The organism is Achromobacter veterisilvae (assembly GCF_900496975.1).
In the GTDB taxonomy this organism is placed as follows: domain Bacteria; phylum Pseudomonadota; class Gammaproteobacteria; order Burkholderiales; family Burkholderiaceae_B; genus Achromobacter; species Achromobacter veterisilvae.
This window is the reverse complement of record NZ_UFQC01000019.1, coordinates 32,264-54,132: the sequence shown is the minus strand read 5'-3', so window position 1 is coordinate 54,132 and position 21,869 is coordinate 32,264. Positions and strand designations below refer to the sequence as shown.

Here is a 21,869-nt window from a genome sequence, read left to right as displayed (position 1 = left end):
GGCTATTGGGTGGTGCGGGCCAGGACGGCGCGCACGGCATCGTCGGGGGCCGGCTGCATGACGGCTGCGCCGATGCGGGTCATGAGTACGTAGCGGATCGAGCCGCCTTCGGTCTTCTTGTCCACCTGCATCAGTTCGAGCCAGCGGTCCGCCCCCAGGTCCGGCGCCACGGCCGGGCAGCCGATGGCGGCCACCAGGGCGCGCACGCGCGCCACGTCGCCGCGGTCGAAGCCGGTGACGTCGGCGGACAGTTCGGCGGCCTGCACCATGCCGCAACCGACCGCCTCGCCGTGCAGCCAGGCGCCATAGCCCAGCCCCGATTCAATGGCGTGGCCGAACGTGTGGCCCAGGTTCAGGATGGCGCGCAGGCCGGATTCCCGCTCGTCCTTGCCCACCACCTGCGCCTTCAGCTCGCACGAGCGGCGGATGGCATGGGCGATGGCGTCCGGGTCCAGCGCGCGCAGCTTCTGCGCGTTTTCCTCGCACCAGGTCCAGAACGCCGGGTCCAGGATCAGCCCGTACTTGATCACTTCGGCCAGGCCCGCGGACACCTCGCGCGCCGGCAGAGTGCCCAGCACGTCGGTATCGATCTCGACGGCGATCGGCTGGTAGAACGCGCCGATCATGTTCTTGCCCAGCGGATGGTTGACGGCGGTCTTGCCGCCCACCGAGGAATCCACCTGGGCCAGCAGGGTCGTGGGCACCTGCAGGAAGCGCACGCCGCGCATGTACACGGCGGCGGCGAAACCCGTCATGTCGCCGATGACGCCGCCGCCCAGCGCCACCAGCACGCAGCGGCGGTCCAGGCGCTGGGCCAGCAGCGCGTCGAAGATCAGGTTCAGCGACTGCCAGTCCTTGTGGGCCTCGCCGTCCGGCAATTCAATGCGCAGCACCCGCTTGCCCGTCCGCGCCAGCGCGGCTTCGGCGCGTTCGCCATACAAGGCCGCGACGGTCGGGTTGGTCACCACGGCGATCGCGGTGGCGTCGGCGGGAATGCACTGGTCCAGGGCGTCCAGGCGGCCCGGGCCGATGTGGATGGGGTAGCTTCCGCCCGGGGTATCGACTTGAACAACGTTCATATGCGCTTCTCAAAGACTTGTAATTGCGGCAGCAGGGCCTTGACCAGGGTGTGGACGGGCATGGACCCCGTTTCCACGACCATGTCGGCCACTTCCTTGTAGAGGGGCTCCCGCAGGGTCATCAGCTCGCGCAGGGTGCCGCGCGGGTCCGCGGTGGCCAGGAGGGGACGGTTGCGGTCGCGGCTGGTGCGGCGGAACAATTCGTCCACGCTGGCCCGCAGATAGACCACGATGCCGCGCTCGCGCAGGCGCAGGCGGTTCTCCGCCGCAAGGATGGCACCCCCGCCGGTGGCAAGAATAATGTTGCGCCGTTGGGTACACTCTTCCAAGGCGGCGGCTTCCCGGCGACGGAAACCGGCCTCTCCCTCGATTTCGAAGATTACCGGCACCCGCACGCCGCAACGCGCCTCGAGCTCATGATCCAGATCCACAAACTCGCGCCCCAGCGCACGCGCCAGGCCACGGCCTATGGTCGTTTTGCCAGCGCCCATCATCCCCACCAGGAAGACGGGCAGGTCATGCGGCAGCGACGCGGTCCCGCCCGCGCACTCCGTGGCGCAGGGCGGGTTTTCGGGCGTCTCGCCGGGAGACGCCGGGTCCGGGGCAGCCTCCGGACATGAAATAGCGGAAACGTTCATGCCGGCATTATCACATTTGCCGCCAGTTGCCCGCGCACCACACTGAGCAATTTTGTTACAGATACCGGTTCCCCGCAGCAAGCCCGAACCGGAGATACCCGTAAAATCGCCGCGATGAGCAAGCCCCAGAATTCCTCCAAGAAAGACAAGCCCGCAAAGAGCGGCTCCCCGATACTGCGATTCTTCGTCAAGACCGGCATCTTCTGTGCCGGCCTCTTCCTGTGCGGCGTCCTGCTCGCGGGAATGGCGCTGGCGCTGGCCTGGCCCAATCTGCCGGACTTGAACGCGATGACGGACTACCGTCCGCGGGTGCCGCTGCGCGTCTACACGGCGGATCGCGTCCTGATCGGCGAATTCGGCGAAGAGCGCCGCAACGTGCTGCGCTTCAACGAAATCCCGGACGTAATGAAGTCCGCGGTGCTGGCGGCCGAGGACGACCGCTTCTACCAGCACGGCGGGATCGACTGGACCGGCGTGGTGCGGGCGGGCCTGACCAACCTGATCAACATGTCGAAGACGCAGGGCGCCAGCACGATCACGATGCAGGTGGCGCGCAACTTCTACCTGTCGTCGGAAAAAACCTATTCGCGCAAGTTCTACGAACTGCTGCTGACCTTCAAAATCGAATCCGAGCTCACCAAGGACCAGATCCTCGAGCTCTACATGAACCAGATCTACCTGGGCCACCGCGCCTACGGCTTCGCGGCCGCCTCGCGCACCTACTTCGGCAAGCCCCTGTCCGAAGTGACCCCCGCCGAAGCCGCCATGCTGGCGGGCATCCCCAAGGCCCCCTCGCGCTTCAACCCGATCTCGAACCGCCCCCGCGCCGAACTCCGCCAGCGCTACGTGCTGGGCCGCATGCACTCCCTGGGCTACCTGACCGAACCCGAGTACAAGCAGGCGATGGCGCAACCTATCGTCATGAAGTCGGCCGAAGGCACGCCGGCCGGCGGCTACTCCATCCATGGCGAATACGTGGCCGAACTGGCGCGCCAGTTGCTGTTCAACGTGTACCAGGACAACGTCTATTCGCGCGGGATCAACATCTACACCACGGTGCAGTCCAAGGACCAGGAAGCGGCCTATCGCGCCGTGCGCGAAGGGGTGCTGGAATACACGCGCCGCGCGCCCTACCCCGGCCCCGAGGAACAACTGGACCTGCCCGCGGGCACCGAAAACAACCCGCAGGCGCTCGACGACTTCCTGGACGGGGTGTTCGACAAGTTCAGCGACAGCGGCGACCTGCTGACCGCGCTGGTGCTGTCGGCCAGCCCCACGGAAGTGAAGCTGGCCCGCAGCTCGCGCGAGATCATCACCGTCACCGACAAGAAGGTGCTGGGCGTGGTGGCGCGCGCGCTGAACGACAAGGCCAAGCCCGAGCAGCGCATCAAGCGCGGCTCCGTGGTCTACATCCGCAAGTTCGGCGATAACTGGGAAATCATCAACCTGCCGTCGGTGCAGGCCGCCTTCGTGGCGCTGTCGCCGCAGGACGGCGCCATCCGCGCCATGGTGGGCGGTTTCGACTTCTACCGCGGCAACTTCAACCGCGTGACGCAGGCGTGGCGCCAGCCGGGCTCGAACATCAAGCCGTTCATCTACGCGGCCTCGCTGGAACGCGGCCTGACGCCGGGCACGCAGATCTCGGACCAGCCGTTCGAACTGACGGCCGCGCAGACCGGCTCCAAGGCCTGGAACCCAAAGAACTACGGCAACCAGTACGAACCCATGCTGACGCTGCGCCAGGGCCTGTACAAATCCAAGAACATGGTGTCGATCCGTATCCTGCAGGCCATCGGCCCGCAATACGCGCAGGACTACCTGACCCGCTTCGGCTTCGACAAGGCCCGCCAGCCGGCCGTGCTGCCGCTGGCGCTGGGCGCGGGCTCGGTGACCCCGCTGCAGTTGGCCGGCGCCTTCTCGGTGTTCGCCAACGGCGGCTACCGCGTCACGCCCTACCTGATCGACCGCGTCACCGACAGCGGCGGCAAGGTCATCATGCAGTCCAAGCCGGTGGTGGCGGGCGACGCCGCGGCGCGCGCCATCGATCCGCGCACCGCCTGGGTCATGGACGACATCCTGCGCGGCGTGGCCACCTACGGCACCGCCGCCCGCGCGCGCGTCCTGCTCAAGCGCAACGACATCGCCGGCAAGACGGGCACCACCAACGAATCCGTGGACGCGTGGTTCTCCGGCTACACCCCGTCGCTGGTCGCCACCGCTTGGCTGGGCTTCGACCAGCCCAAGTCGCTGGGCTCGCGCGAAACCGGCGGCGGCGTCGCCATGCCGATCTGGGTCGACTACATGCAGGACGTGCTCAAGGGCGTGCCCGAAGAGAAACCCCGCCCCCGTCCCGACGGCCTCATCGTCGAAAACGGCGAGTTCTACTTCTCGGAATTCCCGCCCGGACAAGCCGTCGCGCGCCTGGGCCTGCCCGAGGCCGACACGCTGGGCGAGTTCCTCAACGGCCTGAACGGCAGCACCAGCGAGGAAACCCGCATCAAGGTCGCGCCGGGCGTGGGCACGCAAAGCAGCCCCCCCTGGTCGCAGAAGATCCCCTTCTGACGCCAAAGCGAAAAAAAGGCCGGCCCGAAAAATTCGGGCCGGCCTTTTTTTTGAGCCACAAAGCCCTGAGGCGTGCTCCGCGGCGCCTACAGGCGTATCGTCACGGGAACGCCCGCCGCGGCGGAGCAGATTTGCGACAGGGCGTCCGGCAATTGCGGACCGCCCCGGGTGTCGTTCCAGTGCAGGCCGTCGTAGCGGTAGTGGAAACCCCCGCTGCGCGCCGCGACCCACAGCTCCTGCATGACGGCCTGGCTGTTCACCACGACGTGGGTATTGTCTTCGAAGACCATAGTCAGCACATTGCCGCTGCGGCTGGTTTCAACATCGACGTCAAGCGAAGCCGCCCAGTCATCGGCCTGGCTTTCGATGCTGTCCAGCACCTGGTCGATCAACGCAAGAAATTCGGTTTCGGTCATAATCGAGCCTGCAAGAATTACGGAGTTCCCAGTGTTCCAATTGGCATTCAGCCGCATGGCTCTTCGCATTGTAGCCACGCTAGTGACGACCGGCATGGTTGCGGCCTGCGGGTACAAGGGGCCGTTGTACATGCCGACGCCGGACGGCAAGCCGCCTCCCGACTCGCAGCAGCAAACGGTGCCGATACCGCCGACACCTCCGATTCTATGACCTCTCGATTCCCCGCGCAGCCTGAACTGGCCGGACACCCGTACTTCCAGTTCCGCAACAATGTCCTGTACGCCGAGGACGTGCCGCTCGACCACCTGGCCGACCGGCTGGGCACGCCGCTGTACGTCTATTCGCGCGCCGCGCTCAAGGCCGCCTGGGAATCCTACCGCAGCGCCGTCAGGCAACGCCCCGTGCTGGTCTGCTACGGCATGAAGGCCAACTCCAACCTGGCCGTCCTGAAGGAATTCGCCCGCCTGGGCGCGGGGTTCGACATCGTTTCCGGCGGCGAACTCAAGCGCGCCCTGGCGGCGGGCGCCGATCCGTCGAGAATCGTGTTCTCGGGCGTGGGCAAGCAGGCCTGGGAAATGCGCGATGCGCTCGCGGCCAAGGTCAAGTGCTTCAACGTGGAGTCCGAAGCCGAATTGCGCCGGCTGTCGGAAGTCGCCCAGGACATGGGCGCGCGCGCGCCCGTCTCGCTTCGGGTGAACCCGGACGTGGACGCGCAGACCCATCCGTACATTTCCACCGGCCTGAAAGAAAACAAGTTCGGCATCGCCATCGAATCGGCGCCGGACGTCTACCGCCTCGCCCAATCGCTGCCGGCCCTGGAAATCGTGGGCGTGGACTGCCATATCGGTTCGCAGCTCACCGACATCAGCCCCTATTTCGACGCGCTCGAGAAACTGCTGGACCTGATCGAAAGGCTGGCCCGGGACGGCATCGGGATCCGCCATCTGGACCTGGGAGGCGGCCTGGGCATCCGCTACACGGACGAGACCCCGCCTTCGCCCAAAGCCCTGATCGACCGGGTCTTCGAACGCCTGGAAGCGCGCGGCCTGGGGCATCTGCACCTCGTGCTGGAACCCGGGCGCTCGCTCGTCGGCAACGCCGGCGTGCTGCTCACGACGGTCCAGTACCTCAAGCACGCCGAAGCGCGCAATTTCGCGATCGTGGACGCGGCCATGAACGACCTGCTGCGCCCCGCCCTGTACGAGGCCTACCACGGCGTGCGCGCCGTGCATCCCCGCGCCGGCGAAGAAACCCTCTACGACATCGTGGGCCCGGTCTGCGAAAGCGCCGACTGGCTGGCCAGGCAGCGCAAGCTGGCCATCGAGCAGGGCGACCTGCTGGCGGTGGAATCCGCGGGGGCCTACAGCATGGCCATGGCCAGCAATTACAACGCCCGCCCGCGCGCGGCCGAAGTCATGGTCGACGGGGACAAATACTACGTGGTGCGCCGGCGCGAAACCCTGGACGATCTGCTCAAGGGCGAATCCACCCTGCCCTGAACCGCCCGGCGGCCCCGAAACGAAAAAAGGCCCCTTGGGGCCTTTTTCGTCATGCCCGCGGCAATGCGGTCACAGTTCGCCGTAGGAATGCAGCCCCGACAGGAACATGTTCACTCCCAGGAAGGCGAAGCCCGTGATCAGCAGCCCCATCAGCGCCCAATAGGCCGCCATGGTGCCGCGTAGCCCCTTGAGCAGGCGCATGTGCAGCCAGGCCGCATAATTGAGCCAGACGATCAGCGCCCAGGTCTCTTTCGGGTCCCATTGCCAGTAGGCGCCCCAGGCGTCGGCCGCCCACAGCGCGCCCAGGATGGTGGCGACCGTGAAGAACGCGAAGCCGATCGCGATGGCGCGGTACATGATGTCGTCCAGCACCTCCAGCGACGGCAGCGCCGCGGCGATGCGGCGGCGCCCCAGCAGGATGGCGCCCACGATCACGGCTCCCACGCCGAAATACAGCATCCAGGTGGCCGACAGGCCGTCGGTGCGGAACACCATGGGCTCGGCGCACAGCAGCACGCCCAGCACGAACAGCGGCGCCAGCTTGGCCCAGGACGTGGTCTGCCCGTGCTGCTTGATCAGGTAGGCGAAGCCCACCATGGCCGCCAGCGAGAACGTGCCGTAGCCGATGAAATTGGCCGGCACGTGCAGCTTCATCCACCAGCTCTTGAGCGCCGGCACCAGCGGCTGGATCTGCCCCGCATCGCGCGTGAACGAATACCAGAGCAGGAACACGACGGCGGACGTCACCACCAGCAGCACGAAGCCGCCCAGGGCGCGCGTGGCGTACTTGCGTTCGTAATACAGGTAGAACAGCGCCGTGATCAGCGAAAAAAGCACGAATACTTCGTACAGGTTGCTGACCGGGATGTGGCCCAGGTCCGGCCCCATCAGGTGCCCCTCGCGCCAGCGCACCAGCAGGCCCGTGACGCCGGCGAACACCGCGCCCCAGGTCAGCGCCGTGCCCAGCCAGGCGGCGGTGGGGCTGAAGACCCCGATCCAGTAGCAGACCGTGGCCAGCGCGAACAGCGCGCACATCCACAGAATGGCGGATTGCGACGAGAACAGGTACTTCAGGAAGAACACCTGTTCGGCGCGGGCCAGGTCGTTGCCATACAGCACCAGGGCCAGCCCGGCCGCGATGGCACAGGCCACCATCAGGCGGCGCAGCGGGCGCCACAGCCAGCCCATCCAGGCCAGCGCCGGCACGGTGCCGCACAGGATGATCTTTTCGTAGTAGTCCATCGCGCCGCTGTAGCGGGTCAGCGCGAAGGCGGCGCCCACCGCCAGCAACAGGAAGAAGACGATGTCGGTCCAGTCGGGCTTGCCGCGCTGCGCGCGGTTGTCGCCGGTTTCGGACAGGCTGTCCTGCCAGAGCAGGTCCGGCGTCGCGGTCAGCGTTTCCGGCGGCGAGGGATGCGTGGTGGTCGTCGTGGACATAGGGGAACCTTAAGACCTCTTCTGGCGCAGCAGCGCCTGCTTGAAGCGTTCGAACTCCTGGTTGAAGTCCAGTGTACGCTTCTGGGACGTCATGGCCGCCAGGACACTGCTGCCGCCGTCTTGCGGCTTGACCCAGATCCAGATGCGGCGGTCTCGAATATAGAACATCGCGAAAACGCCCAGGACCAGCAGGAGGCTGCCCAGGTACACGGTGTTCTTGCCGGGCGTGCGGCTGACCTGGAATACGCTGGCCTGCACATGATTGAAGTCCGCCAGCGACAGGAATACCGGCGCCGGATACACCGTCAGGTCCGACAGCGCCGCCACGGCCAGGCGCGACCACACCGCGGCGCGCTCGCCGTCCGGCCCTTCGGCGGCCGCGGGGGGCAGACCCGCCCGTTCGCGCTCGATGGCGCGCAGTTCGTTCATGCTGGCGCCGATCAGGCGGATCACCACGTCGGCCGCCCGTTCCAGGTCCTGGGAAGGCGTATTGGCCTGGAGAAATGCCGCCACCGCTTGCAGGCCGCCGGATGCGAAGGTGTCCAGCGCGCGCTCCGCGGCCGTCTGCAAGGGCTGGCGATCCGTCCCCGATGGGCTGTTGCGTTCCGCGAAGCGGCGGGCCGCCTCCTGGCGCGCCGCCGGATCGGCCAGGGTGGCGCGCAGGCGCATGAACTCGGCGATCGAGCTGTCCTCGTCCGCGGGAATGCGCAGGTAGCGGAACGGCTCGGACGCGTTGTTGCGCACGCCCGCCAGGAACACGCTGGCCCCGTCCAGTTCGACGGGCAGCATGTAGTTCTGGAACTCGTGGGCCTGGCCGGCATCGTCGATCAGCTTGTATTCGATGCTGGGCCCGACGTTGCGCAGGTTTTCGTTCTTCTTGCCCGCGGCGCTGCCGGACACCGACGCCACGTGGTCGGCGAAGCTCTGGTTGGCCCCCTTGGGCTCGCCGCGGGTCAGGTCCTCGACGTTGATCGGCCGCAAGGCCGTGATCTCGATCCCCATGCCGCGCGGGCCAGACGCCGTGTGAGCGGTTACTTCGGTTTTCTTGCCCACCGTGCCGTCAACCGCGAAAGGCGCGGGATCGGAACCTACCAGCGGATAGCCTTTCAGCACAACCGTGCTGCCGCCGTCGTCGAAACTGGATTGGTAGACGGTCATGCCCTTGAAGCGCAGCGGCTCGTTGACCTCGATGGTGGAATCGAAGGTCTTGCCGGTGTCGGGATCGGTGACCTCCACTTCGCTGAGGAAGCGGCTGGGCATGCCGGTGGAGTAGTAATCGACCACGAACTTCTTGAGCTTCAGCGTGAAAGGCATCGGCTGCACCAGGGCGCCGTCGCCCACCATCACGACCGCCGTGCTGGCCTGCCCGCCCTCGGGCACCAGCACGCTGGCGCGGAAGCTCGGGTTGTTGACCGACAGGCGCCCGCTTTCCGGCACTTCGGATATCAGCATGTTCTCGACGATGGGCTTCTTGCCGCCGAACATGACCTGCAGGCGCACGGGCAGTTCGCTGTCCAGCAGGCCGCCGATGCAGATGATGACCATGGCCGCGTGGGCGAACACGTAGCCGAGGCGGTTCGCGCTGCCCTTCTTGGCCGCCAGCAGCACGCCGTCCTGGTCCTGGCGTTCGCGCACGGCGTACCCCAGCTTGCCCAGCAGGGCCTTCAGGCCGGCCACGGTCTGCGGCACGCCGGCGGGCGCCTCCGTTTCCACGCGGTGCGGGAAGGCGCGCAGACTGCTGACGCGCACATGCTCGCGGAACGAGCGCGCGTCGCGCAGCATCTTGGGCGCGTTGCGGATCAGGCAGACCGAGGTCGACACGACCAAGAACCCCATGATCAGCAGGAACCACCAACTGTTGTAGACGTGCCAGATCGAGAACTTGTCGAACACCTCGTACCAGAACGGGCCGAACTGGTCGATGTAGTTGCTGGATGAACGGTTCTGCTGCAACACCGTCCCCACCAGGCTCGCCACGCAGATGAACATCAGCAGGCTGACGGCGAAGCGCATCGAGCCCAGCAATTCGAAGAAATCGCCGGGCAGGGCGCGCAGGGAGGGTCGGGAGTGTGTTCGGGTCGAATTCATGAAAAAAGGGGGGCCGCGCTATCGGCTACCCCCCTCATAGACAGCGCGCGGCGGAACGAGGTTCCGCTACGCTCGGTTGCAGAACGCGGACCGGCCGCGCACGTTGCGGGCAAGCCGCCTAGCGCAAACCGGCAGCGTAATCCGACACCGCCTTGATATCGGCATCCGACATGCGGTCGGCAATGGCGAACATGATGTCGTTCTTGCGGTCGCCGCTGCGGAAAAGCTTTAGCTGCTCTTCGATGTACGTCGGGAACTGGCCCGACAGACGGGGGTACTGCGCGGGCATGCCCGCGCCATTGGCAGAATGGCATGCCGCGCACGCGGGGACATTGCGTTCGGGCAAACCGCCGCGCCAGATTTTTTGACCTAGATCAACCAGCTTCTCATGGCCCGCCGTGGCCGGCTCCTTGAGGGGCTGCTGCGCCAGGTACAGCGCGATGTTCTGCATGTCGGCGGGCGTCAGGTTCTGCGCCATGGCCGTCATCGCGGTCGGGTTGCCTTCGGGGCCGTTGCGCACCGGCACCTTCGCGCCAGCCTTCACCTGGAAGTCGGCCAACTGCTTGGCCAAGTATTCGTGCGGCTGCGCGGCCAGGTTGGGGTTCAGCGGTATGGTGCTATTACCCGCCGCGCCATGACAGGACGCACAGGCGATGATGCCTCTGGCCACATCGCCCTGGTCAAACAGTTGCCCACCCTTGGCGGCATCTGGTTTTACCGGGCCCGCGGCGCCTTCGGCGGCGAAACTCGTAGTAGATAGGGCGGAGGCGCCGAGCAACAGCCCGCTCGCAACCAACATCCGGGACAGCACACGCTTCATGAAGACCTCGACGATCGCATCGATCAAGGCGCAAAAAGGCGCCCACGCCTGCCCGCACACCCTGGAATACCGTAACGAACCTGTTTTGCCTACCCTGCCTGCGATGTTGCTGCGAACTTGCCGGATCAGACTTCAGCAAGCTGGCCAGTAAGCAAAAAAGACGGCTCCGCGCACGGGGACCACTGTTGCAAACGCCGGATTATACAATAGGGCTCGAAACCAACCGTATCCGAAGCCATCCGTGTCCCTCCTACATCGCGCCTCCTTCTTCACTTCCGCGGCTCGCCTCGACCAGTTGCCGGCCGCCGGCGCTCCCGAGGTCTGCTTTGTCGGCCGCTCCAACGCCGGCAAATCCACGGCCATCAACGTGCTGTGCAACCAGCGCCGTCTTGCGTTCTCCAGCAAGACGCCGGGCCGCACGCGCTTGATCAATATGTTCGGCTTGCCCGACCCCCTGGATCCGGAAGGCCACATCGGCTTTCTCGTCGACCTGCCTGGCTACGGCTACGCGTCCGTGGCGCGCGACGAAAAGGAAAAATGGGCCGACATCCTCGGCGGCTATCTGCGCGACCGCGAATCATTGGTCGGCGTCGTGCTGCTCATCGACATCCGCCGCGGCGTCACCGAACTGGACCGCCGCCTCGCCAATTTCATCGCCCCCACCGGACGCCCGGTGCTGGCGCTCCTGACCAAGGCCGACAAGCTGCCCTACGGCCAGCGCATGCGCACCGTCTTCTCCGTGCGCAAGGACCTGGCCGATATCGGCGCCCTGCACACCGTGCCCTTCTCGGCGCCCGAACGCATCGGGCTGGAAGAGGCCGGCGCGCACATTGAAAACTGGATTTCTCCCAAGGTCGTACCATGAACCCGCAGATCATTTCCCCTGAATTCCCGGTATCCCGCCCGCGCCGCCTGCGCCGCGACGACTTCACCCGCCGCCTGGTCCGCGAGAACGCCCTGACGGTCAACGATCTGATCTACCCCGTGTTCGTGGCGGAAGGCTCGGGCCTGCGGCAGGCGGTGCCGTCCCTGCCCGGCGTGGTCCGCTATTCGCTGGATACGCTGCTGCCGGTGGCCAAGGAATGCGTGGAACTGGGCATCCCAGTGCTGGCGCTGTTCCCCGCCATCGATCCCTCGCTCAAGACACCCGACGGCATCGAAGCCACCAACCCCGACGGCCTGATCCCGCGCGTGGTGCGCGAACTGAAGAAGCAGGTCCCCGAGCTCGGCATCCTGTGCGACGTGGCGCTGGACCCGTACACCAGCCACGGCCAGGACGGCGTCATCGACGAGAACGGCTACGTGGTGAACGAACCCACGGTCGAGATCCTGGTCAAGCAAGCGCTCACGCAGGCCGAGGCCGGCGTCGACATGGTCGCCCCCAGCGACATGATGGACGGCCGCATCGGCGCCGTGCGCCGCGCGCTGGAAGCCAACGGCCACATCCACACGCAGATCATGGCTTACTCGGCCAAGTACGCCAGCGCGTTCTACGGCCCGTTCCGCGATGCCGTGGGCTCCGCGACCAACCTGGGCAAGTCCAACAAAATGGCCTACCAGATGGATCCGGGCAACCTGGACGAAGCACTGCGCGAAGTCGCCGCCGACCTCCAGGAAGGCGCCGACATGGTGATGGTCAAGCCCGGCATGCCGTACCTGGACGTGCTGCGCCGCGTCAAGGACACCTTCCGCGTGCCGACGTTCGCCTACCAGGTCAGCGGCGAATACGCGATGATCAAGGCGGCCGCCGCCAATGGCTGGCTGGACCACGACAAGGTCATGATGGAAGCGTTGCTGGCGTTCAAGCGCGCGGGCGCCGACGGCATCCTGACGTACTTCGCGATCGAAGCCGCGAAGCTGCTGAAAAGCCAGCGCTGATCCCGCCGCACGCTGCGGGCCGCCTTCAAGGCTGCACCCGCGGCGCGTGCGGGCATCAGCACTTCGCGGCCGCCTCGCCGCGCGCCGGCGGCGCGGTCCGGCGTAAGCCCAGCCACGTTCCCCCCAGCACGCAGGCCAGCCCCGCGACATGCGTGGGCGTAACGTGCTCTTCCAGGAACAGGGCCGCGAACAGCAGGCCGAAGATGGGCAGCCAGTTCACGAACAGGGCCGCGCGGCTGATGCCCAGCCTGGCGATGCCGGCGTTCCACACGATGTTGCTGACCCCCGAGGCGATCACGGCCGAGAACAGCAGGACCAGCCACGGCCACCACGCCATCTGCCACGTGCCGGCCTGGTAGGACGCCGGCGTCAGCGCCGCATGCGCGACCAGCATCAGGCCGCCCGCCAGGTACATGTACCAGAGCATCCCCAGCGGATCCATCACCCGCGACATGCGCTGGATGACCAATCCGCCGCACACGAACACCAGCACGGCCAGGAACACGATGGCGTCGCCCCAGCCCGTCAGGCCGAACCGCGCGCCGCTGCCGGCCACCACCATCCCGACCCCGAACAGCCCCAGCAGCGCTCCCGAAATGCGCACCAGCGTCAGTCTTTCGCGATAGAACAGGGCGGCGAGCAGCGCGGACAGCAACGGGCTCGTGGCCATGATGAGCGTGCCGTTGGCGGCCGACGAAAACCTCAGGCCCGACACCAGCGCCACCTGGTGCGCGTACACCACCAGGAACCCCGCCAGCGCGACCCAGCCCAGCTCCGCGCGGCCCAGCTTGGGGACGCGGCCGCCGCGGGCCTTGATGATGAGGGTGACGGTGAAGAAGGCGATGACGATCCTCACGGCGGCCAGCGCCTGGATGTCCATGTGCAGCGTCAGGTACTTGATCGAGACGATGTTCAGGCCCCACGTGGCCATGACGAACATCAATTGAAGATAGATAAGACCTGCGCGGTCCTGGCTCGCATCAACGGTAGGGGACGTCACGGGCGCCGGCCTGAGGGGGTTGGACGCGCCGCCCACGCGGCGCAGCGGACATGGTAGCGTGCCTGGCGCGCGGACTCAATGCGCGCCGAGGCACGCCGCACGCACGCCGGGATCGCGCAACAGTTCCGCTCCGGTTCCGCTCAGCGCATCAGCACCTTGTCCAGCGACTCGGTGAAGCGCTTCGCGTCCTGGAAGCCCACCACGCGCGCATCGGGCAGTTCCTTGCCTCCCGGCTCGAAGAACATGATGCCCGGGGGGCCGAACAGGCGGAACCGCTTGAGCAATGCCCGGTCGTCGGCGTTGTTCGCGGTCACGTCCGCCTGCACCAGCACCATGCCGGCCATGCGTTGCGCGACGCCGGGATCGGTGAAGGTGAACCGCTCCATTTCGCGGCACGACACGCACCAGTCCGCGTAGAAATCCAGCATGACCGGCTGGCGGCTTTGCGCCAGCACGGCATCCAGCTCGGCATTGTTGCGCACGCGGGCAAAGCGCACTTCGCCGCCAGCGCCCGCCGCGGCGGCGGACGCGTCGGAACGCGCCGCCAGGTGCGACAAGGGCTGCAGGACGTCCCGGCCTCCGCTGGCCGCGCCCACCAGCCAGGCGGCGGCCGCCAGGGCCAGCAGCAGGCCCACTCCCTTGCCGAACATGCGCGCGGCGCCCGCGCCCTCGGGCAAGGCGTCGAACGCGCGCAGCATCACGGCGGACACCGCGGCCAGGAAAGCCCAGCCCGTCATCTGCACCCAGGTCGGCACCACGGGGATCAGCATCCACCATGCCGTCGCCAGCAGCAGCATGCCGAACAGGCGCTTCACGCCGTCCATCCAGGGGCCCGCCTTGGGCAGCAAGGCGCCCGAGGACGCGCCCACGATCAGCAGCGGAACGCCCATCCCCCACGCCATCGCGAACAGCGCCGACCCGCCCAGCACCACGTCGCCGGTCTGCGAGATGTAGAGCAGCGCGCCGGCCAGCGGCGCGGCCACGCAAGGCCCGACGATAAGCGCGGACAAGGCGCCCATCACCAGCGCGCCGGTGTAGCGGCCCCCGGGAATGCGCGACGCGCGTTCCGACAGCCGGGCCTGGATGCCCGACGGCATCTGGAAGGTGAACGCGTCGAACATGGCCAGCGCCAGCACCGCCAGCAGCACGGCGAAGAGACTCAGGATCCAGGGGGTTTGCAGCCAGGCCGCCAGGCCGGCGCCGCTCAGGCCGGCCGCCACGCCCAGCGCGGTGTACACGACCGACATGCCCAGCACGTAGGTCGCAGCCAGCGCCAGGCCGCGCTTGCGGCTCGGCCGGGCTTGCGCCGAACCGCCCACCACGATGGACGACAGGATGGGAATCATCGGCAGCACGCAGGGCGTGAAGGCCAGCAGCAGGCCCAGCACCAGGAACACGCCGGCGGTCTTGGCCCAGCCCAGTCCGCCCAGCGCATCCGCCAGCCCGGTATCGCCGGCATTGACCAACGCGCTCAGGCCGCCGGACTTGCCCGCCTCGACGGGCGCGGCGCCCGCCGGCCCGGCCAGCGCATAGCCGCCCTCGACCGGGGTGAGCTTGACGTTGCTGTCCATGGGCGGATAGCACAGGCCCGCATCCGCGCAGCCCTGGCCGGTCAGGGTCAGCGTGAACGGCTGTCCGCCCGCGGCGATCGGCACGCGTATGCGTACGTCCTGGTGGAAGACCTCCATGTCCTTCTCGAAGGTCGGGTCGTACTTCACCTCGCCCTTGGGATAGACGGCTTCGCCCAGCGTCGCGGCGCCGATGGGACTGATCGTGATACCGAAGCGCTCGCGGTACATGTAATACCCGGGCGCGACGCGGTAGCGCATCTCCAGCATGTCCGGCGCCACCATCTCCGCGCTGAACACGAAGGCCTTCTCGGGCTCCAGGAATTCCGCCTCGGCGCGCGCGGCCGTCTGCCAGCCCAGCAACAGCAGCGTCATGGCCAACAGGGCGATGCTCCGCCCGAAGAAAGCGCGCACCGCGCGGGGCTCGTGCCCCGGCGCGCCGACGATACCGGCAAATTGCAACATCAGTCTCTCTTGTTCTGCGTGGCGGCCGTCTGTTCGCGCACCCAGTCCAGGTAGGGCGCCGCGCCGCCGATGACCGGCAGCACGATGATCTCGGGCACATCGTAGGGATGCATCTGCGCCAGGGCCTGCACAACGGCCTGGTGGCGCGCGTAGGTGGTCTTGATGTGGATGGGGACTTCCTCGGCCCCTTCGACCTCTCCTTTCCACATGTAGATGGACAGGCCGGGCGCGCCAAGGTTCACGCAGGCGGCCAGCCCGTCTTCGACCAGGACGTGCGCGATCCGCTTGGCCAGGAGCAGGTCGGGCGCATTGCTGATGACCAGCACAACGTCGTCATCGCGCAACATGATGCCTCCTTGGAATACCCGTACAGGACGTAACTCGGGGTATTTTATCGGTATTGCGGCCGTCGCCCGGATCCCCGGGCCCGCAAGCGCCGCCATGCAACCCGTTTTCCCCGAGGCACGCATGTCCGATAACTGTCTGTTCTGCCGCATCGCCCGCCACGAGATCCCCGCGCACATCGTTCACGAAGACGACCGCCTGCTGGCGTTTCTCGACATCCAGCCGGTGCGGCCCGGGCACACGCTGATCATCCCGAAGCAGCATTACCCCTATTACGAGGACATGCCGGCCGACCTGGCGGGCACCATCCTCAATCTCGGCCAGAAGCTGGGGCGCCACATGAAGCGCCTGTACGGCGTGGACCGCGTGGGCTTCGCCTTCACCGGCATCCACGTGGCGCATGCGCACGCACACGTCATTCCCATGCATCATCCGCAGGACGTCACCTCCACCCAGTACATCGAGCAGCAGGACCTGACGTTCAAGATGCCGCCCCAGGCCGCGCCCGACGCGCTGGCGGCGACCGCGGCGCAACTGCGCGGGGAACTGCACACCTCCTGAGGCGCGGGCCCCCAAGCGCCTGCCGCCGCGGCAAACCGGGGGCGAAAAAAAACAAGGGCGGGTCCGAAGACCCGCCCTTGTCGCTTATCGCTCCGCCGAAACTTATTCGGCAGCGCTGTCCTCAGCGGCTTCATCGACTTCCGGACGGTCGACCAGCTCCATGAAAGCCATGGGAGCGTTGTCGCCTTGACGGAAGCCCATCTTCAGCACGCGGGTGTAGCCGCCGTTGCGGGCCGCGTAGCGCGGGCCGATTTCGGCGAACAGCTTCACCACGGCGTCGCGATCGCGCAGACGGGCAAAAGCCAGACGCTTGTTCGCGAGGGTGGGTTCTTTACCCAGCGTGATCAGGGGTTCGATGACGCGGCGCAATTCTTTCGCCTTCGGCAGCGTGGTCTTGATGGCTTCGTGGGTGATCAACGAAACGGCCATGTTGCGGAACATGGCAAGACGGTGACTGCTGGTGCGGTTGAGCTTACGCAAGCCATTACCGTGACGCATGATAAGTTTCCTTTGAATCTAGAGACGGCGTTTCCGCCATCGGGTTGTCCGGCTCTTCTATCAGCCTGCGATCAGGCTGCGGTCCGGTAGAAAACGGTGCATTTTACGACGATTTCGCAAACGGGCCGGCGCATGGCCGGCTGCTTGCGGGAGCCGTCCCTTTCCAGGAATGGCCCCCTTTCAAGACTTAGGGACGCTCCAGACCCAGGGGGGGCCAGTTTTCGAGCTTCATGCCCAGCGTCAGGCCGCGTGCGGCCAAGACTTCCTTGATCTCGTTGAGCGACTTGCGGCCCAGGTTCGGGGTCTTCAGCAGCTCGTTTTCGGTGCGCTGGATCAGGTCGCCGATGTAGTAGATGTTTTCGGCCTTCAGGCAGTTGGCCGAACGCACGGTCAGTTCCAGGTCGTCGACCGGGCGCAGCAGCACCGGATCGATCTGCGGCGTGCCGCGGACCGGGGCTTCGTACGAATCGCCAGCGCCTTCCAGGGCGGCGAAGACCGAGATCTGGTCCATCAGGATGCGGGCCGACTGGCGCACCGCTTCCTCGGGCGAGATCACGCCGTTGGTTTCGATGTCCAGGACCAGCTTGTCCAGGTCGGTGCGTTGTTCCACGCGGGCGCTTTCGACGGCGTAGCTCACGCGGCGGACCGGGCTGAACGACGCGTCCAGAACGATGCGGCCGATGGTGTGGGTGCGGTCTTCCGACAGCGCGCGCACGTTGCCCGGCACGTAGCCGCGGCCCTTTTCAACCTTGATCTGCATTTCCAGCTTGCCGGCGTCCGTCAGGTTGCAGATGGCATGGCCGGGGTTGATGATCTCGACGTCATGCGGCAGTTCGATGTCGCTGGCCAGCACGGTGCCCGCGCCGGTCTTGCGCAGGACCAGGGTCACTTCGTCGCGGTTGTGCAGCTTGAAGACCACGCCCTTCAGGTTCAGCAGGATGTCGACGACATCTTCGCGGACGCCCGGGATGGTCGAGTATTCGTGCACCACGCCCGTCATCTGGACTTCGGTCGGCGCGTAGCCGGTCATCGAAGACAACAGGATGCGGCGCAGGGCGTTGCCCAGCGTGTGACCGTAGCCACGCTCGAACGGCTCCATCACGATCTTGGCATGGTGCGTGCCGACCGGTTCGACTTCAATGGAGCGCGGCTTCAGGAAACCTTGAGTGGACATTTACTGTGTTCCTTTTCAATACCCTCGGCTCGTTACACCGATAAGGCTGATGGACAGGGTGAAACTTGAAACATGGACGGCGCGAAAAGCGCCGGCCGATACTTACCGCAAAGCCCGCCCCGCCAAAAGGCGGAAAGCGGGCTGCTGCGGGACGTGCAAACGGATCGCGAAGACCAGCTCGCCAGCGCATCCGCGAAGGACGCGCCGGCAGGCCTGATTAACGCGAGTACAGTTCCACGACCATCGATTCGTTGATGTCGCGAGCGACGTCAGCGCGATCGGGGGCCGACTTGAACGTACCGGTCAACTTGGTCGTATCGACTTCCACCCACTGGGGGATGCCGATGCTGGTGGCCAGGTCGAGCGATTCCTTGATGCGGCCTTGCTTCTTGGCCTTTTCGCGGATCGACACGACGTCGCCAGCCTTGACCAGCATCGAAGCGATGTCGGCGGTGTGGCCGTTCAGTTCGATGGCGCGGTGGCTCACCAGTTGGCGAGCTTCGGCGCGCGTCGAGCCGAAGCCCATGCGGTAGACGACGTTGTCCAGGCGCGATTCCAGCAACTGGATCAGCGTTTCGCCCGTGTTGCCACGGCGGCGCTCGGCTTCAGCGAAGTACTTGCGGAATTGCTTTTCCAGCACGCCGTACATGCGCTTCAGCTTTTGCTTTTCGCGCAGTTGCAGGCCGTAGTCGGAAGTGCGGGCACCCGAAGTGCGGCCGTGTTGGCCAGGCTTGGAATCCAGCTTGCACTTGGAATCCAGCGAGCGGCGGGCGCTCTTCAGGAACAGGTCAGTACCCTCGCGGCGCGAGAGCTTGCATTTGGGTCCAATATAACGTGCCATGTGGATTCCCTTTAGATACGACGACGCTTCGGCGGACGGCAGCCGTTGTGCGGAACGGGCGTGATGTCGGCGATGCTCGAAATCTTGATGCCCAGCGCGTTCAGAGCGCGGACCGACGATTCGCGGCCGGGGCCGGGGCCCTTGATACGCACTTCCAGCGTCTTGATGCCGTACTCCAGCGCGACGCGGCCAGCCGTTTCAGCGGCGACCTGCGCGGCGAACGGGGTCGACTTACGCGAGCCCTTGAAGCCAGCACCGCCCGACGTGGCCCACGACAGCGCGTTGCCCTGACGGTCGGTGATGGTGATGATGGTGTTGTTGAACGAAGCGTGAACGTGCGCGATGCCGTCCGAGACGTTCTTCTTGACCTTTTTGCGCACGCGCGAAGCGCCGCTGGTGGAAGCTTTCGCCATAATCCAGTTCCTCGATTATTTCTTCAGGGACGCAGCAGCACGACGCGGGCCCTTGCGGGTCCGGGCGTTGGTGCGAGTGCGCTGGCCGCGCACGGGCAAACCGCGCTTGTGACGCATACCGCGGTAGGTTCCCAGGTCGATCAAACGCTTGATCGAGAGCTGTACTTCACGACGCAGGTCGCCTTCAACCGTGAACAGACCAACATGTTCGCGGACGCGTTCCAGTTCAGCGTCGTTCAGATCCTTGACCTTTTTGTCAAAGGGTACGTTTGCCGCTTCGCAGATTTTGCGAGCGCGCGTACGACCGATGCCAAAAATGGCGGTCAGGCCGATCTCGGCGTGCTGTTGCGGCGGGATGTTAATGCCAGCAATACGGGCCATGACTATTCCTTGAATAAATCTGTTGCGTAGTCGCTAACCCGAGTTAGCCTTGACGCTGCTTGTGACGCGGGTCGGTGCAGATAACGCGCACCACGCCGTGACGTTTGATAACTTTGCAGTTGCGGCAGATCCGCTTAACCGATGCCATTACTTTCATGGTTGACTCCTAATTTTCCGTAATCCGGTTCCGCTTATTTGGAGCGGAAGACAATCCTGGCTCGCGTCAGATCATAGGGCGTGAGCTCCACTGTGACCTTGTCACCCGGCAGGATCCGGATGTAATGCATACGCATCTTGCCGGAAATATGGCCCAACACCACGTGGCCGTTTTCGAGCTTGACGCGAAATGTCGCGTTCGGGAGGTTCTCAAGAACCTCACCTTGCATCTGAATGACGTCGTCCTTGGACATTCTTTTGCTTACCGCATCGGCAAACCCGAGCCCTTGAAGTTAGCCTTCTTGAGCAGCGAGTCGTACTGGTGAGACATCATGTAGGCCTGGACCTGCGCCATGAAATCCATCGTCACCACCACAATAATCAACAGGGACGTACCACCGAAGTAGAAGGGAACGTTCCAGCGCATCACCAAGAATTCCGGCAACAGGCACACCAACGTGATGTAGATGGCACCTGCGAGCGTCAAACGCATCAGGATCTTGTCGATGTAGCGCGCCGTCTGTTCGCCCGGACGGATGCCCGGAACAAACGCACCACTCTTCTTCAGGTTGTCCGCCGTTTCGCGGCTGTTGAACACCAGAGCCGTGTAGAAAAAGCAGAAGAAAATGATCGCGACCGAGTACAGCGTGATGTAGAGCGGTTGACGAGGCGACAGGGCCGCAGCCAGGTCACTAAGCCAGCGCATGTTCTCGCTGCTGGAGAACCAGCTCGTGATCGTGGCCGGGAACAGGATGATCGACGACGCGAAGATCGGCGGAATTACCCCAGCCATGTTCAGCTTCAGCGGCAAATGCGAGCTTTGGCCACCGTAGATCTTGTTGCCGACCTGACGCTTGGCGTAGTTCACCGTGATCTTGCGCTGTCCGCGTTCCACGAACACCACAAAAGCGGTAACCAGCACCACCAGAGCCACGATGAACAGTGCCGACAGCACGGACATCGCGTTGGTGCGGACCAGGTCCAACAGTGCAGCCAGCGCGGCAGGCAAGCCTGCGACGATACCTGCGAAGATCAGGATGGAAATCCCGTTGCCCAGACCGCGCTCCGTGATCTGCTCACCCAGCCACATGACGAACATGGTGCCGGTGACCAGGGTCACGACGGTCGTAAAGCGGAACAGCATGCCCGGATCGATCACCAGTCCCTGCTGGGACTCCAACGCTACCGAAATGCCCACAGCCTGCACCAGCGCCAGCACGACCGTGCCGTAGCGGGTGTATTGGGTGATCTTCCGACGGCCGGATTCGCCCTCTTTCTTGAGGGCTTCCAGCGACGGCACCACCACAGACATTAGCTGCATGATGATGGATGCCGAAATGTACGGCATGATCCCCAGGGCAAAAATCGAGAAGCGCGAGAGCGCCCCGCCCGAGAACATGTTGAACAGGCCGAGGATCCCGCCCTGGTTCTGGCGGAACAAGTCCGCCAGCGCATCCGGGTTGATGCCCGGTACCGGGATGTGAGTACCCAACCGGTAAACCACCAAGGCGAGCACCAGGAAAACGAGACGGCGCTTCAGATCGCCGTACCGTCCTCCGGTTTTGCCCAATGCCTGCGCGTTAGCCACTCGTCACCTCGTGATCAGGCAAGCGAGCCGCCCGCGGCTTCGATGGCGGCGCGAGCGCCGGCCGTCGCGGTAATGCCCTTCAGCACGACCTTGCGCGAGAGTTCACCCGACTTGATGACCTTGGCGTAACGAACCGCCTGGCCGATCACGCCAGCGGCCTTCAGCACTTGCACGTCGACTTCGTCGATGGGCAGGGCTTGCAGGTCCGACAGACGGACTTCGGCGTACAGGTGCTGGCCGAGCGGGGTGAAACCACGCTTGGGCAGGCGACGCTGCAGCGGCATTTGGCCGCCTTCGAAGCCAACCTTATGGAAACCGCCCGAACGCGACTTCTGACCCTTGTGGCCACGGCCGGCGGTCTTGCCCAGACCCGAACCGATGCCACGGCCGACGCGGCGCTTGGCGTGCTTGCTGCCCTCGGCGGGCTTCAGCGAATTAAGTTGCATATCCGACATGGTGAT

Annotated in this window: 24 protein-coding genes; 6 read left to right on the top strand and 18 right to left on the bottom strand. The window is 65.5% G+C overall.

The window, feature by feature from the left end; genetic code table 11:
* Window positions 1–2 precede the first annotated feature (2 nt).
* Both aroB and AVE30378_RS18325 read right to left on the bottom strand, forming a co-directional pair.
* Window positions 3–1,079 carry a 3-dehydroquinate synthase gene (gene aroB, locus AVE30378_RS18330; protein ID WP_129242278.1) on the bottom strand — a complete coding sequence of 359 codons (1,077 nt, stop codon included), beginning with the start codon at window positions 1,077–1,079 and terminating at the stop codon, window positions 3–5.
* Window positions 1,076–1,717, bottom strand: a complete 642-nt coding sequence (locus tag AVE30378_RS18325; RefSeq protein ID WP_129242277.1) for a shikimate kinase — start codon at window positions 1,715–1,717, stop codon at window positions 1,076–1,078. Before AVE30378_RS18325 ends, aroB begins: the two co-directional genes overlap by 4 nt.
* Window positions 1,718–1,831: 114 nt before the next feature.
* Here AVE30378_RS18325 and AVE30378_RS18320 point away from each other — a divergent pair, with 114 nt between their 5' ends.
* Window positions 1,832–4,279, top strand: a complete 2,448-nt coding sequence (locus AVE30378_RS18320) for a penicillin-binding protein 1A (RefSeq protein ID WP_129242276.1) — start codon at window positions 1,832–1,834, stop codon at window positions 4,277–4,279.
* A gap of 86 nt (window positions 4,280–4,365) precedes the next feature.
* Here AVE30378_RS18320 and cyaY read toward each other — a convergent pair whose 3' ends face one another.
* Complete coding sequence (cyaY, locus tag AVE30378_RS18315) at window positions 4,366–4,695, bottom strand: iron donor protein CyaY (RefSeq protein ID WP_129242275.1); 330 nt, start codon at window positions 4,693–4,695, stop codon at window positions 4,366–4,368.
* Here cyaY and lptM point away from each other — a divergent pair.
* Window positions 4,646–4,906 carry an LPS translocon maturation chaperone LptM gene (gene lptM / locus AVE30378_RS33115; protein WP_353851386.1) on the top strand — a complete coding sequence of 87 codons (261 nt, stop codon included), beginning with the start codon at window positions 4,646–4,648 and terminating at the stop codon, window positions 4,904–4,906. The genes cyaY and lptM overlap by 50 nt on opposite strands.
* A complete protein-coding gene (gene lysA, locus AVE30378_RS18305; RefSeq protein ID WP_129242273.1) occupies window positions 4,903–6,195 on the top strand; it encodes a diaminopimelate decarboxylase in 1,293 nt (430 codons plus the stop codon). The genes lptM and lysA overlap by 4 nt, the downstream gene beginning before the upstream one ends.
* 69 nt (window positions 6,196–6,264) lie before the next feature.
* On the opposite strand, the gene ccsB is transcribed toward lysA, so the two are convergent.
* The 3 genes from ccsB to AVE30378_RS18290 all read right to left on the bottom strand — a co-directional run bounded on the left by ccsB (window position 6,265) and on the right by AVE30378_RS18290 (window position 10,540).
* Entirely contained in the window at window positions 6,265–7,632 is a 1,368-nt protein-coding gene (ccsB, locus tag AVE30378_RS18300) for a c-type cytochrome biogenesis protein CcsB (protein ID WP_244235092.1), read from the bottom strand.
* Between the two features lie 9 nt (window positions 7,633–7,641).
* Window positions 7,642–9,720 (bottom strand): cytochrome c biogenesis protein ResB, encoded by a 2,079-nt coding sequence (locus tag AVE30378_RS18295; RefSeq protein ID WP_208742409.1) that lies wholly within the window; start codon window positions 9,718–9,720, stop codon window positions 7,642–7,644.
* 118 nt (window positions 9,721–9,838) lie between these two features.
* Window positions 9,839–10,540, bottom strand: coding sequence for a c-type cytochrome (locus AVE30378_RS18290; RefSeq protein ID WP_129242339.1), 702 nt, complete (start codon window positions 10,538–10,540; stop codon window positions 9,839–9,841).
* Window positions 10,541–10,781: 241 nt separating this feature from the next.
* On the opposite strand from AVE30378_RS18290, the gene yihA reads away from it, so the two are divergent.
* Window positions 10,782–11,405: a ribosome biogenesis GTP-binding protein YihA/YsxC gene (gene yihA / locus AVE30378_RS18285; RefSeq protein WP_129242272.1), complete on the top strand. Its 624-nt coding sequence runs from the start codon at window positions 10,782–10,784 to the stop codon at window positions 11,403–11,405.
* Complete coding sequence (hemB, locus tag AVE30378_RS18280) at window positions 11,402–12,418, top strand: porphobilinogen synthase (protein WP_129242271.1); 1,017 nt, start codon at window positions 11,402–11,404, stop codon at window positions 12,416–12,418. The genes yihA and hemB overlap by 4 nt, the downstream gene beginning before the upstream one ends.
* A gap of 55 nt (window positions 12,419–12,473) precedes the next feature.
* Here the strand turns inward: hemB and AVE30378_RS18275 are convergent, their stop codons facing one another.
* The 3 genes from AVE30378_RS18275 to cutA all read right to left on the bottom strand — a co-directional run bounded on the left by AVE30378_RS18275 (window position 12,474) and on the right by cutA (window position 15,798).
* Window positions 12,474–13,358, bottom strand: a complete 885-nt coding sequence (locus AVE30378_RS18275) for a DMT family transporter (protein WP_129242338.1) — start codon at window positions 13,356–13,358, stop codon at window positions 12,474–12,476.
* A 200-nt stretch (window positions 13,359–13,558) separates the two neighbouring features.
* Window positions 13,559–15,451, bottom strand: a complete 1,893-nt coding sequence (gene dsbD / locus AVE30378_RS18270) for a protein-disulfide reductase DsbD (protein WP_129242270.1) — start codon at window positions 15,449–15,451, stop codon at window positions 13,559–13,561.
* Window positions 15,451–15,798, bottom strand: coding sequence for a divalent-cation tolerance protein CutA (gene cutA, locus AVE30378_RS18265; RefSeq protein ID WP_129242269.1), 348 nt, complete (start codon window positions 15,796–15,798; stop codon window positions 15,451–15,453). Before cutA ends, dsbD begins: the two co-directional genes overlap by 1 nt.
* Before the next feature lie 121 nt (window positions 15,799–15,919).
* Here cutA and AVE30378_RS18260 point away from each other — a divergent pair, with 121 nt between their 5' ends.
* Entirely contained in the window at window positions 15,920–16,357 is a 438-nt protein-coding gene (locus AVE30378_RS18260; protein WP_129242268.1) for an HIT family protein, read from the top strand.
* A 102-nt stretch (window positions 16,358–16,459) separates the two neighbouring features.
* Here the strand turns inward: AVE30378_RS18260 and rplQ are convergent, their stop codons facing one another.
* The 9 genes from rplQ to rplO form a co-directional block, all read right to left on the bottom strand.
* Window positions 16,460–16,855 (bottom strand): 50S ribosomal protein L17, encoded by a 396-nt coding sequence (gene rplQ, locus AVE30378_RS18255; RefSeq protein ID WP_025136324.1) that lies wholly within the window; start codon window positions 16,853–16,855, stop codon window positions 16,460–16,462.
* Between the two features lie 187 nt (window positions 16,856–17,042).
* Complete coding sequence (locus AVE30378_RS18250; protein WP_006216514.1) at window positions 17,043–18,029, bottom strand: DNA-directed RNA polymerase subunit alpha; 987 nt, start codon at window positions 18,027–18,029, stop codon at window positions 17,043–17,045.
* Window positions 18,030–18,246: 217 nt separating this feature from the next.
* A complete protein-coding gene (gene rpsD / locus AVE30378_RS18245; protein WP_013397000.1) occupies window positions 18,247–18,870 on the bottom strand; it encodes a 30S ribosomal protein S4 in 624 nt (207 codons plus the stop codon).
* Window positions 18,871–18,881: 11 nt separating this feature from the next.
* Window positions 18,882–19,283 (bottom strand): 30S ribosomal protein S11, encoded by a 402-nt coding sequence (rpsK, locus tag AVE30378_RS18240; RefSeq protein WP_006216516.1) that lies wholly within the window; start codon window positions 19,281–19,283, stop codon window positions 18,882–18,884.
* A 15-nt stretch (window positions 19,284–19,298) separates the two neighbouring features.
* Window positions 19,299–19,664, bottom strand: a complete 366-nt coding sequence (gene rpsM / locus AVE30378_RS18235; protein ID WP_006216517.1) for a 30S ribosomal protein S13 — start codon at window positions 19,662–19,664, stop codon at window positions 19,299–19,301.
* Between the two features lie 43 nt (window positions 19,665–19,707).
* Window positions 19,708–19,821, bottom strand: a complete 114-nt coding sequence (gene rpmJ / locus AVE30378_RS18230; protein ID WP_003806928.1) for a 50S ribosomal protein L36 — start codon at window positions 19,819–19,821, stop codon at window positions 19,708–19,710.
* A gap of 34 nt (window positions 19,822–19,855) precedes the next feature.
* The gene (gene infA / locus AVE30378_RS18225; protein ID WP_003806927.1) at window positions 19,856–20,074 is read right to left on the bottom strand and encodes a translation initiation factor IF-1; all 219 of its coding nucleotides are present in this window, start codon (window positions 20,072–20,074) and stop codon (window positions 19,856–19,858) included.
* An 8-nt stretch (window positions 20,075–20,082) separates the two neighbouring features.
* Window positions 20,083–21,408 carry a preprotein translocase subunit SecY gene (secY, locus tag AVE30378_RS18220; protein ID WP_129242267.1) on the bottom strand — a complete coding sequence of 442 codons (1,326 nt, stop codon included), beginning with the start codon at window positions 21,406–21,408 and terminating at the stop codon, window positions 20,083–20,085.
* A 14-nt stretch (window positions 21,409–21,422) separates the two neighbouring features.
* Window positions 21,423–21,863, bottom strand: a complete 441-nt coding sequence (gene rplO, locus AVE30378_RS18215) for a 50S ribosomal protein L15 (RefSeq protein WP_043541568.1) — start codon at window positions 21,861–21,863, stop codon at window positions 21,423–21,425.
* Window positions 21,864–21,869 lie beyond the last annotated feature (6 nt).